Source organism: Colwellia aquaemaris (assembly GCF_057548755.1).
This window is the reverse complement of record NZ_BAAJLV010000001.1, coordinates 924,504-941,088: the sequence shown is the minus strand read 5'-3', so window position 1 is coordinate 941,088 and position 16,585 is coordinate 924,504. Positions and strand designations below refer to the sequence as shown.

General features: G+C 39.9%; 13 protein-coding genes. 9 read left to right on the top strand and 4 right to left on the bottom strand.

Annotated elements, in window-relative coordinates; genetic code table 11:
• Positions 1 to 127 precede the first annotated feature (127 nt).
• Both fadJ and fadI read right to left on the bottom strand, forming a co-directional pair.
• Positions 128 to 2,272 (bottom strand): fatty acid oxidation complex subunit alpha FadJ, encoded by a 2,145-nt coding sequence (gene fadJ, locus AC27HL_RS04160; RefSeq protein ID WP_487079122.1) that lies wholly within the window; start codon positions 2,270 to 2,272, stop codon positions 128 to 130.
• Positions 2,272 to 3,579, bottom strand: a complete 1,308-nt coding sequence (fadI, locus tag AC27HL_RS04155) for an acetyl-CoA C-acyltransferase FadI (protein WP_487079120.1) — start codon at positions 3,577 to 3,579, stop codon at positions 2,272 to 2,274. The genes fadJ and fadI overlap by 1 nt, the downstream gene beginning before the upstream one ends.
• A 251-nt stretch (positions 3,580 to 3,830) precedes the next feature.
• Between fadI and AC27HL_RS04150 the strand changes: the two genes are divergently transcribed.
• From AC27HL_RS04150 to AC27HL_RS04115, 8 genes are all read left to right on the top strand, one after another.
• Complete coding sequence (locus AC27HL_RS04150; RefSeq protein ID WP_487079118.1) at positions 3,831 to 4,787, top strand: AAA family ATPase; 957 nt, start codon at positions 3,831 to 3,833, stop codon at positions 4,785 to 4,787.
• 12 nt (positions 4,788 to 4,799) lie between these two features.
• The gene (locus tag AC27HL_RS04145) at positions 4,800 to 5,804 is read left to right on the top strand and encodes a DUF58 domain-containing protein (protein ID WP_487079117.1); all 1,005 of its coding nucleotides are present in this window, start codon (positions 4,800 to 4,802) and stop codon (positions 5,802 to 5,804) included.
• Positions 5,792 to 6,340 carry a DUF4381 domain-containing protein gene (locus tag AC27HL_RS04140; RefSeq protein WP_487079115.1) on the top strand — a complete coding sequence of 183 codons (549 nt, stop codon included), beginning with the start codon at positions 5,792 to 5,794 and terminating at the stop codon, positions 6,338 to 6,340. Before AC27HL_RS04145 ends, AC27HL_RS04140 begins: the two co-directional genes overlap by 13 nt.
• On the top strand, positions 6,337 to 7,356 hold the full coding sequence (locus AC27HL_RS04135) for a vWA domain-containing protein (RefSeq protein WP_487079114.1): 1,020 nt from the start codon (positions 6,337 to 6,339) through the stop codon (positions 7,354 to 7,356). The genes AC27HL_RS04140 and AC27HL_RS04135 overlap by 4 nt, the downstream gene beginning before the upstream one ends.
• Before the next feature lies 1 nt (position 7,357).
• Entirely contained in the window at positions 7,358 to 9,226 is a 1,869-nt protein-coding gene (locus tag AC27HL_RS04130; protein ID WP_487079112.1) for a vWA domain-containing protein, read from the top strand.
• Entirely contained in the window at positions 9,220 to 10,893 is a 1,674-nt protein-coding gene (locus tag AC27HL_RS04125; RefSeq protein WP_487079111.1) for a BatD family protein, read from the top strand. The genes AC27HL_RS04130 and AC27HL_RS04125 overlap by 7 nt, the downstream gene beginning before the upstream one ends.
• Positions 10,894 to 11,096: 203 nt before the next feature.
• Positions 11,097 to 11,663, top strand: coding sequence for a sigma-70 family RNA polymerase sigma factor (locus AC27HL_RS04120; RefSeq protein ID WP_487079899.1), 567 nt, complete (start codon positions 11,097 to 11,099; stop codon positions 11,661 to 11,663).
• Positions 11,656 to 12,369, top strand: a complete 714-nt coding sequence (locus AC27HL_RS04115) for a DUF3379 family protein (RefSeq protein ID WP_487079110.1) — start codon at positions 11,656 to 11,658, stop codon at positions 12,367 to 12,369. Before AC27HL_RS04120 ends, AC27HL_RS04115 begins: the two co-directional genes overlap by 8 nt.
• Before the next feature lie 154 nt (positions 12,370 to 12,523).
• Here the strand turns inward: AC27HL_RS04115 and putP are convergent, their stop codons facing one another.
• On the bottom strand, positions 12,524 to 14,008 hold the full coding sequence (putP, locus tag AC27HL_RS04110) for a sodium/proline symporter PutP (RefSeq protein ID WP_487079108.1): 1,485 nt from the start codon (positions 14,006 to 14,008) through the stop codon (positions 12,524 to 12,526).
• A gap of 233 nt (positions 14,009 to 14,241) precedes the next feature.
• On the opposite strand from putP, the gene AC27HL_RS04105 reads away from it, so the two are divergent.
• Positions 14,242 to 15,465: an EAL and HDOD domain-containing protein gene (locus AC27HL_RS04105; protein WP_487079106.1), complete on the top strand. Its 1,224-nt coding sequence runs from the start codon at positions 14,242 to 14,244 to the stop codon at positions 15,463 to 15,465.
• A gap of 66 nt (positions 15,466 to 15,531) precedes the next feature.
• Here AC27HL_RS04105 and galE read toward each other — a convergent pair whose 3' ends face one another.
• Positions 15,532 to 16,542 carry a UDP-glucose 4-epimerase GalE gene (gene galE / locus AC27HL_RS04100; protein ID WP_487079105.1) on the bottom strand — a complete coding sequence of 337 codons (1,011 nt, stop codon included), beginning with the start codon at positions 16,540 to 16,542 and terminating at the stop codon, positions 15,532 to 15,534.
• Positions 16,543 to 16,585 lie beyond the last annotated feature (43 nt).

Below are 16,585 nucleotides of genomic sequence, written 5' to 3'. Positions count from 1 at the left end.
CACTTGTTAGTCAAGTATTTTACAAAAGGCGAGAAACAAAAAAGAGGCAACATATTGCCCCTTTTAAGTACGACTTATTGCCCTAGCTACGGCAACTCTATTCCCGTTATATAACGGATGTTGTTAACTATTTTGAATAGAATGTATTCCCTTGCTCGGCCATTTTAACCAAAGCCTCACATGGCGCAAATCGTTCACCAAACTCAGCTTGCCACTGATTCAATTTACTGACTAAGTTAGTAGCACCAATTTTGTCTATATACTGGAACGGACCTCCAAGAAATGGTGGGAAGCCAATACCGAAAATAGCACCAATATCACCGTCACGTGCATTACGAATAATTTCTTCGTCTAAACAGCGAGCTGCTTCATTAAGCATCATGTACACACAACGCTCTACTTGAGCATCAGAAACTGATTTATTATTTGCTTTTAAACCGAGTAAATCATAAACACTTTCATCAACTAACTTTTTCTTACTCTTGGTATTATATTGATAGAAGCCCTTTTTAACTTTTTTACCTAAGCGGCCATCATCAATAAGTTTTGAAAAAGCTGCTGGTGGCGCAAAACGCTCACCTAATTCAGCTTGTAGAATTGGCCCAATTTTCGAACCAACATCAATTCCTACTTCATCCAATAACTGCATTGGCCCAACAGGAAAGCCGAATTTAACCATAGCCTTATCAAGTGCTTCAATTGAGCAACCTTCAAGTAGTAACATGGCGGCTTCATTCATATATGGTGCTAATATACGATTCACGTAAAAACCCGCTTTGTCTTTTACCACAATCGGTGTTTTCCCTTGCTTTTTAGCAAATGCTACCGTAGTCGAAATGGTTTGATCTGAAGTTTTCTCATGAGCAATAATCTCAGCCAATGGCATTTTATCAACAGGAGAAAAGTAATGCAGACCAATAACATTTTCTGGTCGTTGTGCTTTTTCAGCAATTTTACCAATAGGTAAACTTGAAGTGTTACTCGCAAAAATTGTACTTTCTTTACAATGGCTTTCTATGTCAGCCACCATATTCTGCTTTAAGCTTAAGTCTTCAAAAACCGCCTCCACTGCAATATCAACATTGCTAAAACCATTAAACTCAGTTGTACCCGTAATATTAGCCAGTTGACTTTGCATTTCGCTGTGGCGCATAAAGCGACGTTTAACTTTCTTATTGAGCAAGTCATAGCCATACTTCAACGCATGGCTAATGCCTTGATGTGAAATATCCTTAATACGCACGGGTAATTTTGCTTTGGTAGCCGTAACAAAGGCAATACCACCGCCCATTAAGCCACCACCCAATACCGCAACATTTTCAATAGAAGCTGGTTCAATTCCTTCGACACCTTGCTCTTTTTTCATATCTGTTGTGGCGAAAAAGATTTGCCTCAGCTGGGCAGATACATCTGTCATCACTAATTGACCAAAATGCTCAGCTTCCACTTGATATCCTTTCGACGGTGCTTGCTCGACCCCAGTGCGAATACAGTCAATAATTTTAAGGGGCGCTGGATAGTTGCCTTTAGTCTTACCTAATACCATTTTGGTGGCTTGGCTAAATAAAATACCTCGACCTATACGGTTGCCTTCGAGCATTTTGTCCATAAAAGACAGTTTACGCGCTTTTGGTTTAACTTTACCTGATAAAGCTAAGTTTTCTGCAGTTTTAACTAAAATACTACTAGGTACCACATCATTCACTAAGCCTGCTTTTAACGCTTGTTTAGCGCGTAATTGCTTACCAGTGAGCATCATGTCTAATGATTTTTGTATGCCAACCAATTTCGGTAAACGTTGTGTGCCACCTCCGCCAGGTAATAAACCTAATTGCACTTCAGGTAAACCAAGTGCTGTTTTGTTGCTATCACTACAAACACGCGCATGACAAGCCATAGCTAACTCTAGACCACCGCCCAAACATGGACCATGCACAGCCGCTACCACTGGAATTGATAAGTTTTCTAATTGATCAAAAATCATCTGACCTTGGCGCGAAAGTGCCATAGCTTCCTCTGCTGAAGTGCAACTTGCTAGCATATGAACATCAGCGCCAGCAACAAAAGAGTCCGCTTTACCGCTCAGTAAAACCAATCCTTTAATTGCTTTGTCTTCACGTATTTCTTTTAACGTGCTCGCAATTTCTTCTGCAAATTCTGCTTTTAAAGTATTCATGGACTCACCTTTAACGTCCATGATCAAATGTGCGATACCATTTTCTTGGCGTGCCAAACTAAAAGTATTGTTATCTTGCATTGTTACGTCCGTCATTAGTCTGTCTCCACTATCATTGCAGCACCTAAACCACCTGCAGCACAGGCTGTTGTTAACCCTGTACCACCACCGCGGCGATTTAACTCATTTAAGGTTTGCACAATTAAACGAGTACCTGTTGCCGCAAATGGATGTCCATACGCCAGTGAGCCACCCATGACATTGAATTTATCCATATCAATTTCACCAATAGCTTTATCTTGACCAAGGTGAGTTTGCGCAAATTTATTGCTGCCAAACATTTTCACATTTGCTAGCGCTTGTGCAGCAAATGCTTCATGCATTTCAATTAAGTCTAAATCGGCTAAATTCATACCTGCACGCTTTAGCGCAATAGGTGAGGCAAAGCTTGGTCCCATTAACATATCTTCCCAAACATCAATAGCAGCAAAGCCATAACTGCGAATATAACCTAGTGGCTTATAGCCAAGCTCTTTCGCTCGCCCTTCACGCATTAATAAAATCGCAGAAGCGCCATCGGTTAATGGTGTACTTGTTGCCGCAGTTACTGTGCCGTGTTTACGGTCAAATACCGGGCGTAATTTTGCGTAGCTGGCTAATTCTGAATTTTCACGAATGCAGTTATCTTTTGAGATGGATGATTTATACGGTTCACTGTGTGCTGTCATCACTTCGCCATCTAAATTACCTGCTTGCCAATTTTTTGTCGCCAGTGTGTGTGAACGATGTGCTAATGCGTCTTGCTCTTCACGAGTAATACCGTGAGTCTTCGCCATTTGCTCTGCGGTTTGTCCCATTGACAAACCAGTAGAATATTCTGCAACAGCCGGAGGCACTGGCAAAATATCTTTAAATCTAAGTTGACGAATTAATGACATTTTTGCACCAAATGTGCGAGCCTTACTTAAGTCTAGCAATGTACGAGCAAACTTTTTAGAAACACCGATAGGCGCAACAGATGAAGAATCAGCACCACCTGCAACCCCAACATCAACAAAACCTGCCATAATTGACTCAACAACATTCACGGTTGACTGGAAACTGGTCGCACAAGCTCTTGAAACACTATAGGCATCAGTATGAACGTTCATACCAGTACCTAAAACGATTTCACGTGCAATATTTGGTGCTTCTGGCATTTGAACCACTTGACCAAAAATTAATTGGTCAATAATTTTTGGGTCCACATCATGCTTTTTCAGCAGTTCATTGACGACAATTTTGCCTAAATCGACGGCAGGAACACCATGAAAAGCTGTTGCTTGTTTAGCGAAAGGTGTACGTAAACCCGCTACTACGGCAATACGTTCGCCACTTCCTGTAATTAGTTTTGATTTTGTCATTTTTGTTTCCATTTTATTGCAACACTCAAGAGGTCTGACCTCTTTGGTTTTACAATAATTCTAACCAGTTATTAAAATATTACAATGATTAGCTGTCAAAATTTAAACAAAATGTTTCCAAGGCATTAAAAACTTAAAGGAATTTTTTTAAAATTTAAAAGATAAACTTGTTTTTTTTCGCATGAACCTTATATCAATTAAAAGGTCTGACTCACTGACGTTAAATTTACTAACAATAAGAACATCGTATTATGGCTATTGAACACTTTTCGGCTTTGAAAGAGCATTTATCTTCGCAAATTATCGGACAACCAGCATTAGTAGAAAATTTACTTATTGCCCTGCTGGCAAATGGTCACTTAATTGTTGAAGGCCCTCCAGGTTTAGCAAAAACCCGTGCTGTGAACGCGCTAGCTGAAGGCTTAGAAGCTGACTTTCACCGTGTTCAATTTACCCCAGATTTATTACCGGCTGACTTAACTGGAACCGATATTTATCGTCCTGAAGATGGCAGCTTTGTTTTCCAATCAGGGCCATTATTTAGAAACTTAGTACTTGCTGATGAAATTAACCGCGCACCTGCTAAAGTGCAATCAGCACTGTTAGAAGCCATGGCCGAAGGGCAAATTACCGTTGGTAGAAAAACCTACCCACTTCCTGAGCTGTTTTTAGTAATGGCGACACAAAACCCACTAGAACAAGAAGGCACATACCCTCTCCCTGAAGCACAGCTAGATCGTTTCTTAATGCATTTAGAAATTGACTACCCAGATGCCAAGGCAGAATTAGAAATTCTTAAGCTTAATCGTGGTGAAGCGTTAAAAATAGAAAAGAAACCAATTCAAGAAATTAGCCAAGAGTCAATATTTGCTGCCCGCAAAGAAGTAATGCAAATTCATATGGCGCCAGCCGTTGAAAATTACATTGTTGATTTGATCATGGCGACACGCACACCAGAAAAGTATGATGATAAGTTAAAGCAATGGCTTGCTTACGGTGCCAGCCCACGTGCAACAATCGCCCTTGATAGCTGTGCCCGTGCCCGTGCCTGGCTTAATAATCGCGATTTTGTCAGCCCCGAAGATGTACAAGCGGTATTTCATAATGTCTTACGCCATCGTATATTAATGACCTATCAAGCTGAAGCAGAGGGTATTAGTAGTAATCAATTACTTGATCGCATACTCAGTTTAGTCGCGGTTGCCTAATCCGATTTGCTTATGTGGTTTAATCAAAAAAATTCAAAACAAGCAGGCTCTGTACAAAATAGGCTAAACGAGCTGCTAAGTAATGGCGTTACGTTAGCGATAGATGAGTTAATGCGCTATCAAAGTAAAAGCTCGCTTATAAACTTAGCTGCTGGTAAAAGCCAGCATGGCAAAATGTCTGGCAATTACCTTGCTCGTAGTAAAGGCCGCGGTATGGAGTTTGACGAAGTTCGCCATTATCAAAATGGTGATGATATTCGTGCCATCGACTGGCGTGTTACTGCCCGCACGGGTAAAACTCACACTAAGTTATTTCGAGAAGAAATTGAGCGCCCAGTGCTAATAGCTACTGATTTAAGTTATACCATGCACTTTGGCAGCCAATTACTATTTAAATCAGTACAGGCAGCGCATGTTGCTTCACTCGTTGCCTGGCATGCAAAAAGCCGTGGTGACCGCGTAGGTGGTATTGTATTTAATCAGCATCAACATAACGAACTTAAGCCTCGTAGCCGCCAGCAAGGAGTTTTACATTATTTGCATGCTTTGATAAAAACCCACGCAAATACCACATTAGATAACAGCGAAGTAACGACTACCGAACAAGCAGAGCAAGCATTTGCCCAAAATTGCGCTCGTATTCGCCAAATCGCCAAACCCGGCAGTTTAGTATATTTAATTACTGATGCCTTTCACTTAACAGACGATGCTGTACGCCATCTCGCAAATGCCTCGCGTCACTGTGAATTGGTCGTATGTTTAATTAGCGATCCGCTTGAGCAACAATTACCAACGAGTAAACAAAAAATTAGTGTTGCCGTTACCGATGGCCAGCAAAGGCAACAGTTAGTTCTTGGCGACAAAAAACTTGCACAGCAATATCACCAACAAGCCATTGCAACGAGTAAATCAACAGAACATAAATTAGCAAAAGCCGGTGCTCGTTTGCTGCACTTTTGCGCTAGTGAAGCCTTAGAAACACAATTACACCGAGGAGTGGCTTCATGGATCCGTTAGCACAACTTAAAGACATTCACCTACCTGCAGACATTCATAATTATCCTATAGCTCCCGGCTGGTGGTTAATAGCGCTTATCATCTTAGCAAGCGTTATTTTCTCAACTGTAAAACTAAAACAGTTTTTTGCAAAACGTAAAGCTAAGAAGCGAGCATTGCAGCAATTAAAGAATGCCAATGACACTACAGTTATTGTTAGCACCCTAAAGTGGGCCTTATTACAATATTTCCCTCGCCAACAAGTAGCAAATCTATCTGGCAATACTTTAAAAATGTATTTAAGCAACACCCTGCCAGAAAAGTACCAAGAGCAATTTCAAGACCTTAGCAAAAATAGCTTTAACAACGTTTATCAAAAGCTAAGCCCTGAAACCACAAATAATTTTAAGCAAGCCGCATCACTTTGGCTAAACCATGCTTTACCTCCAAAGCAAAACCAGCAATTTGTGAACGGCTCTCAAACCATGAATAATGTAACATCACAAGCTGACACCACACCGAGTTTAGCAAATAAAAATCTCGGAGCTAAATCATGATCCATTTTGACTTTATCTGGGCTTTGGCCGCGTTACCTTTACCCTTATTGGTATATTGGCTGCCAAGCAAAAAGCAAGCAGAAATGGCGCCATTGAAAATGCCAACATTACATAAAGGCATGCAAGCATCTAGCAATATTCCGGAAAAGAAGAAGTCGTCACTAGTTACCTTGAGCGCAATTTGGCTGTTACTCGTATTAGCTTGTACACAACCACAATGGTTAGGTGAAGCGGTAAATGTGCCAACTGAAGGTCGTGAAATGATGATCGCCGTTGATCTATCCGGCAGTATGCAAGTTGAAGATATGACTTTAAATGGCCGCAGCGTTAATCGCCTTGATATGCTGAAAGTCCTGTTAGGAGAATTTATCGAACGGCGCAGTGGTGACCGTTTGGGGCTGATTCTTTTTGGCGATGACGCTTATATGCAAACCCCTATGACGTTCGATCGAAAAACCGTACAACAAATGTTAGATGAAACTGTACTTGGCCTAGTGGGTAAACAAACCGCCATAGGTGATGCGATAGCCTTGGCCGTAAAGCGCTTTGATGAAAAGAAAGACTCAAATCGCGTGTTGTTATTGTTAACCGACGGCCAAAATACCGCAGGTAAAATCACACCAGAGCAAGCATTAGAATTAGCCATAGCTAAAGATATTACTATTTACTCTATTGGCATCGGCGCTGATGTAATGGTGCAAAACTCATTGTTTGGTGCTCGCCGTGTTAATCCATCAAGTGAATTAGATGAAGAGTCATTACAGCAACTTGCTGACAAAACTGGCGGACAATATTTCCGCGCTCGCGCCAGTGAGGACATGAGCCAAATCTATCAATTACTTGACAACTTAGAACCAGTTGAGCAAGAGCAACAGCAAATGCGGCCTTTAACTGCCCTATTTTATTGGCCATTAGGTTTAGCTTTACTTATCAGTTTGCTGTCGTTGCTTTTTACTATTTTCTCTAATAGCTCATTTGCCCTATCCAAAATTACAAGCCAACAGGAGGCAAATTAATATGGCTGATTTCCATTTTATTCGTCCACTTTGGCTAGCGGCTATTGCGGTATTAATCGTTATGATCTGGCTATTAAAAAAAAATAGGGTCAAACAATCAGGGTGGCAAAGCTTAATTCCAGCACATTTAGCAAAAGTGTTAGTGGAAGGGAAAAATCAAGCACGCTCAAAGTCACTAGTACTGCCTTTTCTCATTGGCTTAATCGCGATTATTGCTATGGCTGGCCCGAGTTGGCAGAAGCTACCACAACCGGTTTACCAAGTGGCTCAAGGCTCAGTTTTGGTCATGGACATGTCCTATTCTATGTATGCCACAGACGTATCGCCCAATCGTTTAACACGGGCTCGTTATAAAGCGATTGATTTGCTCGATAGTATTAACGAAGGAGAAATAGGCCTAATAGCTTACGCCGGTGATGCCTTTAGTATTAGTCCACTAACCGACGATATTAATAATATTAAATTACTATTACCCTCGCTAAGCCCTGAGCTTATGCCTGAGTTGGGCAGTAATCCTTACGCCGCGTTAGCGCTGGCAAATGAAATGTTAACAAATGCAGGGCATATTGATGGTGACATTTATTGGTTTACTGACGGTATTGATAATCAAGATATTCAAGACCTAACTCAATGGTCACGAGAGCATCCATATCGCCTTAATATACTCGGCATTGGCACTCAAACAGGGGCTCCAATCAAACTCAGTAATGGCGAATTAATGAAAGATGACAATGGTGCTATTATCGTACCTAAGTTGCCAGAAAAAATGCTGCAAGGTGTTGCTGCTAGAGGCAGTGGCAATTACGTTACCCTGTCTCACGACAATCGAGATATAGAAAAACTTATTTATAAACCTGTCGTAACTGAGACAGATAAAACAACAGAGAGTGAAAATACCGGCGATCAATGGCAAGAATTTGGCCCATATTTATTGTTAGTAGTTTTGCCTTTAGTTCTCAGTTATTTTAGACGCGGTGCGCTGCTAGTTACTTTACCTTTTGCCTTCATTTTAATTCCAAATGAAAAGGCGCATGCCGATATTTGGCAAGACCTTTGGAAAACCAAAGATCAACAGGGCCAAGAGCATTTTCAAAAAGAGCAATTTCAACAAGCCGCAGAGCAATTTAAAGACCCACTTTGGCAAGGCAGTGCACATTACAAAGCTGGAGATTACCAGCAAGCACTATCGGCATTTCAGCAAATTGATAGTGCTGAATCATTATTTAACCAAGGCAATGCATTAGCAAAACTGCAAAAACTTGATGAAGCTATAGCGGCCTATAATGAAGCATTGGCGCGCGACCCTGAGCTAACGGATGCCAAAACTAATAAAGAAATTCTTGAGCAATTAAAGCAACAGCAAGAACAAGAACAGCAAAATCAAGATCAGCAATCAGGCGATGAAAATCAGCAAGAGCAAGATCAGCAAGATAAAAACCAAGAGCAAAATGGTGAAAACCAGGATGGTCAAAATCAAGATAGCGAAAACTCACAAAACCAACAAGACTCAGAACAATCACCCGAGCAGCCCGCGCAGGATCAACAAAGCCAAGCAAGTGATGAACAAAGTAAAGAGCAGCAAGAGTCAAACAACCAGCAAAACTCAGATAACGAGCAACAATCAGAACAACAAGAAACCACTGAGCAACAGGCTGAGTCAGCTAAAGAAGGTGAAGCGTCAGAAAATGAGCAAAATGCACAAGCACAACGTTTAGCCGAGCAGCAAGCAAAAGAAACTGAACAAAAGCATCAACAATTATTAAATAAAGTTACCGACGACCCCTACATGTTACTGAGAAATAAAATGCAATTAGAATATCAAAAACGTCGTCAAGATCGCCGAAATATAGGAGTTAAGAAAAAGTGGTAAAGGTTATATTTTCATTTTTAGCTATTGTAATCTCACTTAATAGCTATGCCTTAACAAACGTCACTGCCTCAGTTGATAAAAACCCTGTGGTTGTTAATGAGTCACTTATATTAACTGTAGTTGCCGACGATAGTATTGATAATAACGCACTCGATACTTCCGTATTGCTAAAAGACTTTATTGTTGGCAGGACTTCCGTTAGTTCACAAACCAGTATGGTTAATTTTAGTACCACACGCACCACAACTTGGACAACGGTATTAATTCCACGTAAACAAGGTGAGCTAATCATTCCAGCACTAAATATTGACGGTAAAGCCACGCAACCAATTACAGTGACAGCAGTGGCGGCAAGTGATTTACCTGGCACTCAACAACAAGATTTATTTATCACCAGCGAAGTTTCTGCCACAGAAATTTATGTACAACAGCAAATTACCCTAAAGGTAAAACTACATTTCGCAGCAGAGCTTAAACGCGGTAGCTTAACTGAGCCAGAACTCACCGGTGCCAATATACTGCAAATAGGTAAAGATAAAGAGTCTGAAAACATCATTAACGGTAAGCGCTACCGTATCATTGAGCGCATTTACGCAATTAGTCCGCAGCAAAGCGGCACTGTGGTTTTGAAATCGCCGGTATTTTCTGGCGAAATTATTATGCCGTCGTCTCGCCGTTCTAATTTTCTCAGTTTCGCAGACACTAAACCTGTTAGCGTTGTTGGTGACAATATACCTTTAACTGTAAAGGCGATACCTGAACAGATATCTGGTACCTGGCTACCAAGTGAATTACTTGCTTTACATCAAGAATGGCAACCTGAACCAGCAGAATTTAAAGTTGGCGAACCTATAACTCGCACCATTACACTCACCGCAGCCGGCCTTTCGGAAGAACAGTTACCTAAGTTAACAATGGCTGTACCACAAGGCTTAAAAGTTTATCCTGATCAACCAGAACTCCATACCGGCCTAAACAATGAACGGTTAGTAAGCCAAAAAGTTATCAATTTTGCCATTGTTGCTAGCCACGCAGGTGAGTATCAATTACCAGATATTACAATTCCATGGTGGAATACTGTCACCAATAAAGCAGAACTTGCCACAATAGCAGGACAAAAAATCACAATTCTTGCCAACCCTGATGTTGCCCAGACGCTTGTGCCTAGCACGCCAGATAGTCAAGTTAATAAATTACCAATGGCGCCGACATCAAGCCCAATAATTGTTGAAAAAAACGCTATTTGGCCGTGGATATTTTTACCTTTATGGCTTCTAACTTTGCTAGCTTGGTATGTTTCAGCTAAGCGACCATTTACGCGTTCTACGTCAACAATTAAAAACAATACTAAAGTCAATAATGCCTATTTAACATTAATGGCAGCATGCAAGCAAAATAACGGTGAGTTAGCGTTAGCGTCATTGGTTCCATGGGCTCAAACTCATTGCCATACGCAAGAGGCAAGCAAAACATTAACGACACTTGATACCCTACATGGATATTTCCAAAATAACGCCCTTTCAACAGCAATTGTCGAATTGCAACAAAGTTATTATGGTAAAGTGCCAGGGAATTGGCAGGGTAATAACTTATTAGCCGCGATACAAGGTATCCAAAAGAATACAAAAGCGCTTACCCAATCTAATGAGCTAGCAATAAACCCATAGCAATAAAGAAACAGTAAAAAGAGTATGCCTGCATAAACTCTTTTTACTGTCATTCTTTTCATAAAATCAAATAGATTTTTCTATATTAAACCTGTGCTTAGTTATCCCGCATAACTTTAAGCTAAATCACAGCATTGTTATAATTAAGTGTAATTTTCGTTAACTCTTAGCAAGTTATTCACGCTATAGTTAACTTATCTAAAATATTTGCATTAGTCCGAAATAAAATGACAAAGCCTCAGGTCTCTTACAACATGGCGACAAAACAAGTTAGATACGAAGCACTCGTTAAAGCGTTACATGCTGATTTATATCGATATGCATACTGGTTATGCCACGATAAGCATGTAGCGGAAGACTTAGTGCAAGAAACATTTTTACGTGCATGGCGCGCGCTCGATTCGTTAAAAGACGAAAAGGCCGCAAAGTCATGGTTAATTACCATCCTTCGTCGAGAAAATGCTCGCCGTTTCGAGCGCAAGCGCTTTGATATGAGCGAGTACGAAGAAGCAACTATTACCGATGTGAAAGCAACCAGTAATGAACAAGAAATTGAAAATCACTGGTTAAGAGAAAAAATTGCACAAATGCCAGAAGAATACCGTGAACCACTAGTATTACAGGTTATTGGTGGCTTTAGTGGTGAAGAAATTGCGAAAATGCTGTCGTTAAATAAAAATACCGTAATGACACGACTTTTTCGCGCAAGAAATCAATTGAAAGAGGCCGTAGACGACGAGCCAAAATTAAGAGGTCTACACAATGGATGATTTGCATATTAGACGCAGTATATTAGCAGATCCAAAAGCCCGCGATGAGGCGATGAATGAAGCTATAAAAAGCGATCCTGTAAAACAAAAATTCGTACAAGATGTTGAAGCTCTAGACGATAAAATTGCCCAAGCAATGAATGTTCCAGTGCCTGATGACTTATACAACAAATTAATTCTTCGTCAAACACTGGCGAGTCATCAGCAGCAGAAAAGTAAAACCCGTGTGCGTTTAGCAATGGCAGCATCTGTAGCTTTTGTTTTAGGTCTAACGGTTAATTTCATGATGTTTTCTAGCACTTATAAAAACTTAGGTGACTATGCAATTGCCCATGTCGACCATGAGGCTTCGCACTTTTCCAATGCCGATGAAGCGAATGTAACGCTCGCATCATTAAATGATAAAATGGCATCTTTTAAAGGTAGCTTTAATAGCACTTTTGGTACGCTAATTTTTGCTGATTATTGCCGGTTTGATGGTAGTAAAAGTTTGCATTTGGTTTTTCAAGGTGAATCTAGCCCCGTAAATGTATTTATTGTACCTAATGATGAGGACATAGAGTTTAATGCTAAGTTTGCCAATGATCGCTTTGAAGGACGTTCTTTGAATTTTAATCATTCTAATGTAATTGTCGTTGGTGATAAAAAAGAGCCATTACAACAATGGCAAGAGCGAATTAATAACAATATTACTTGGTCTATTTAAATAATACTAAGTAGCTAATATCGTGCCGCTCTAAAATAAAAGCCGTTAATGTTACATTAACGGCTTTTTTGTAGGCTAAATATAGCGACTAAGTAATCAAACTGGTCTCTCATGGCGCATTAAAATCTAAAGAGCCAAATCAGCTTCTCAATTTTTAATATTTTTCTAATACTTGCTCAAACATCGCTTCTAGTTCTGGCTGAGCTTTGGCTGTTAATTTACTTACAAGCACAATAGCAGCACTAGCCATAATAAAGCCCGGCACAATTTCATACATTAACGAGCTCAGCGACTGCCCATTAAGGGTTATTGGCGCATATATCCAAACTAGTACGGTAATAGCGCCCGTTAACATGCCTGCTAATGCTCCTTGTTGGGTCATTTTCTTCCAATACAGGCTAAATATTACTAGTGGTCCAAATGCCGCACCAAACCCTGCCCAAGCGTTACTAACTAAGGTTAATATTGAACTGTCACGATCATAAGCTAGAAATACGGCGACAAGCGCAACCAGTGCAACAGATAAACGGCCAACAAACACTAACTGTTTATCACTCGCGCTTTTATTTAAAAATGCTTGATAGAAATCGCCCGTTAACGAGCTAGATGTCACTAATAATTGTGATGAAATAGTACTCATAATAGCAGCTAAAATGGCAGCTAATAAAAAGCCAGCAATTAATGGGTGGAAAAGCACTTGCGATAACAAAATAAAAATAGTTTCAGCATCATTTAATTGCACACCTGTTTTAGCAACATAAGCAACACCAGCAAAACCGGTCGCCATGGCGCCAAATAACGACACAATCATCCAGCTCATGCCTATTCGTCTTGCGGTTGGCAAATCTTCAACAGAGCGAATCGCCATAAAACGCACAATAATATGAGGCTGACCAAAATACCCTAACCCCCACGCCATTGCAGAAATTATTGCTACTAAGCTAACACCACTAAATAAGTTTAATAATTCAGGATTTACTTGCTCAATACTGGCTAACATGGCGCTAGTGCCACCGACATCATTTATCACCACAATAGGTACTAAAACAAGGGCAATAAACATAATACAACCCTGAACAAAATCAGTCAGGCTAACGGCCAAAAAACCGCCAAACAATGTGTATAACACCACAACACCGGCGGTGATGTATAAACCTGCTTCATAAGTGAGTCCAAATGAGCTTTCAAATAGCTTACCGCCAGCCACTATGCCGGAAGAGGTATAAAGCGTAAAAAATAAAATAATGACAATGGAAGAGGCAATACGCAAAGCATGTGAACTATCTGCAAATCGGTTTTCAAAAAAGTCGGGCAAGGTGATGGAATCACTCGCAATTTCAGTATATGTACGCAGTCTTGGCGCCACAATTAGGTAATTTAAAAAGGCGCCTATCACCAAGCCAATAGAGATCCAAGCGCTGCTCGCACCCGTTAAATACATAGCGCCAGGAACCCCCATTAACATCCAACCACTCATATCAGACGCACCAGCCGATAAAGCAGTCACTGATGGGCTTAAGCTACGGCCACCTAACATAAATCCGGCAGCATCACTGGTAGATCTTCGATAGGCATAAAGTCCGATGCCCAACATGACAATAAAATATAATGCTAAAGAAATTATTGTTCCAACAGCCAATTTAACCTCCACTTACAAATAATTGCGTATTTAACCAGCAATTCACGGCTTAAATACTTTTAATAACGGATAATATGCTGAGTTTATAGTGGATTGCCATGTTTTTCGTGAGTATTACTAAATATTTGTGTTATAAATAGAATACAAGAGTGTATTGAATGATTTATTCACACAATAATACTAACTAAAGCAATAAAATTATTAGTAATAAAGTCGAATTATCAGGAAGGTTTATGTATTTTTATGCTGCAAGGCAACCGATTTTAGATATAAATAAAAAGTTATTTGCCTACGAACTCCTATTTCGCGATAGCATAGATAATGTTTTTCCTGAAATTGATGCTGACGAAGCAACAACGAAAATGATAGAAGCCAGCAACTTCAATGTTGGCTTAAGTGAGTTTACTGGCAGTAAACCAGCCTTTATCAATTTCACCTTAGAAACTCTTTCTAAAGGGTACCCTGAAACACTCAGCACTGACGAAGTAGTTATTGAGATTCTCGAAACAGTAAAACCGGGCAAAAAACTGCTGGAAATATGCCAATATTTAAACGAAAAAGGTTATACCATTGCCTTAGATGATTATATTCATCAACCGGTTTGGCGCCATTTTTACCCCTTTATTAAAATTATTAAAATTGACTGGCAAGACATTACCATTGAAGCCATCAAAGAAATAAAACTCGCTATAACTGAATTCCCGCATATTCAATTACTTGCCGAAAAAGTAGAAACCTATGAAGAATATAACCAAGCGCTAGAGCTTGGTTTTGAATTATTCCAAGGCTTCTTTTTTGCAAAACCTGAAATGGTAAAAACCAAAAATTTGTCTCCGTCACAAATGGCAATGGCAGAGTTACTTTATGAAACCTCAAAGCCAGATCTTGACTTAGCCAGTATAACCTCTGTTTTTGAGCGTGATGTTACGCTGTCATATAAACTATTACGCTATGCTAACTCACCTATTTTTAGGCGAAGAAGTGAAATATCTACGATAAAACAAGCGTTAGTTATATTAGGCTCAGGCGAGCTTAAACGCTTTTTAGGCTTAATGTTTGCAGCTAACGTTAACCCAGATAAACCTTCTGAGCTTATTAACTCGGCAATGGCACGTGCTAAATTTTGTGAATTGGTTGCCGAGCAAGTTAACTCCCCACTCGATACTTCAATTGCCTTTTTAACGGGCTTGTTATCGCTAATCGATGCAATCGTTGATGAAGAGTTAGATACAATATTGGCTAAATTGCCGCTTGCACAAGAGATTAAAGACACCTTGTTAACACGCAAAGGCGTGATGGCTGCATTAATAAAGTTAGTGGAATTGATTGAGCATGCAGATTGGCAAAAAACCAATATCGTGATGGAAAAATTGGGCGTAGAAAAATCAAAAGTTGTCAGAAGCTATAACCAAGCTATCGCTTGGGCTGATGAGCAGTCTAACGCGAATAATTACTAATTACTTAAATCTAAACTAAAAAGCCTAATACAAATGTATTAGGCTTTTTAGTTAAATACCATATTACTATTCAAAACCATTCGGGTTTTCAGATTGCCAACGCCAGGTGTCTTTAATCATCTTCGATAAGTCTCGCTCAGCATGCCAGCCTAATAACTTATTAGCAACACTTGCATCGGCGTATACAGTGGCAATATCGCCTGCTCTGCGGGGTACTATTTGATAAGGAATTTCTTGTCCGGAAATGTCCCTAAAAGTATTTACAATCTCTAATACCGAAGTACCATTACCCGTACCTAAATTAATCGGCACGCAACCTTTAATATCAATCAACTTTCCTAATGCTTTAACATGGCCTTGAGCTAAATCGACAACATGAATATAGTCACGCACGCCGGTGCCATCAACAGTATCATAATCATCACCAAATACTTGCAATTGTGCTAAACGCCCAACCGCAACTTGTGCTACATAAGGAAGCAAATTATTTGGGATGCCATTAGGGTTTTCGCCAATTAAACCAGACTCATGAGCGCCAATCGGATTAAAGTAACGTAAACAGGCAATAGACCATTCATCATCGCTTTTCGCTAGATCAAAAAGTATATTCTCTATCATTAACTTAGTTTGGCCATAGGGGTTCGTTGCTGACGTCGCCATGCTTTCATCTAGTGGTGACACGTTATTTTCACCATAAACCGTAGCAGAAGAGCTAAAAACCAGCTTTTTAACACCGTGTTCGGCCATTACTTGAAATAAAGTCACTGAGCCTGAAACGTTGTTATGATAATAACTTAGAGGGATGGTATTTGATTCACCAACGGCTTTTAAGCCAGCAAAGTGCACAACCGCTTCTATATCGTATTGTGTAAAAATATCATTCATCGCATTGCGATCACAAATATCAGCTTCAATAAAAGTAACTGATTTATCGGTAATTTCAGTAATTCGGTCTAGCACTAACGTTGAAGAGTTAGAAAGATTATCAACAATAATAATGTCTTTTTCCAACGCTAGCAGCTCTACAACAGTATGACTACCGATATAACCTGTACCACCTGTGATCAACAAACTCATCTAATATTTCCTTGTAATATATGAACAATGACACCAGAAGGTG

Bases quoted from the DNA above. Each gene is read 5' to 3' on its own strand.
- fadJ (WP_487079122.1), bottom strand. From the start codon at position 2,272: ATGACGGACGTAACAATGCAAGATAACAATACTTTTAGTTTGGCACGC.
- fadI (WP_487079120.1), bottom strand. From the start codon at position 3,579: ATGACAAAATCAAAACTAATTACAGGAAGTGGCGAACGTATTGCCGTA.
- AC27HL_RS04150 (WP_487079118.1), top strand. From the start codon at position 3,831: ATGGCTATTGAACACTTTTCGGCTTTGAAAGAGCATTTATCTTCGCAA.
- AC27HL_RS04145 (WP_487079117.1), top strand. From the start codon at position 4,800: ATGTGGTTTAATCAAAAAAATTCAAAACAAGCAGGCTCTGTACAAAAT.
- AC27HL_RS04140 (WP_487079115.1), top strand. From the start codon at position 5,792: ATGGATCCGTTAGCACAACTTAAAGACATTCACCTACCTGCAGACATT.
- AC27HL_RS04135 (WP_487079114.1), top strand. From the start codon at position 6,337: ATGATCCATTTTGACTTTATCTGGGCTTTGGCCGCGTTACCTTTACCC.
- AC27HL_RS04130 (WP_487079112.1), top strand. From the start codon at position 7,358: ATGGCTGATTTCCATTTTATTCGTCCACTTTGGCTAGCGGCTATTGCG.
- AC27HL_RS04115 (WP_487079110.1), top strand. From the start codon at position 11,656: ATGGATGATTTGCATATTAGACGCAGTATATTAGCAGATCCAAAAGCC.
- AC27HL_RS04105 (WP_487079106.1), top strand. From the start codon at position 14,242: ATGTATTTTTATGCTGCAAGGCAACCGATTTTAGATATAAATAAAAAG.
- galE (WP_487079105.1), bottom strand. From the start codon at position 16,542: ATGAGTTTGTTGATCACAGGTGGTACAGGTTATATCGGTAGTCATACT.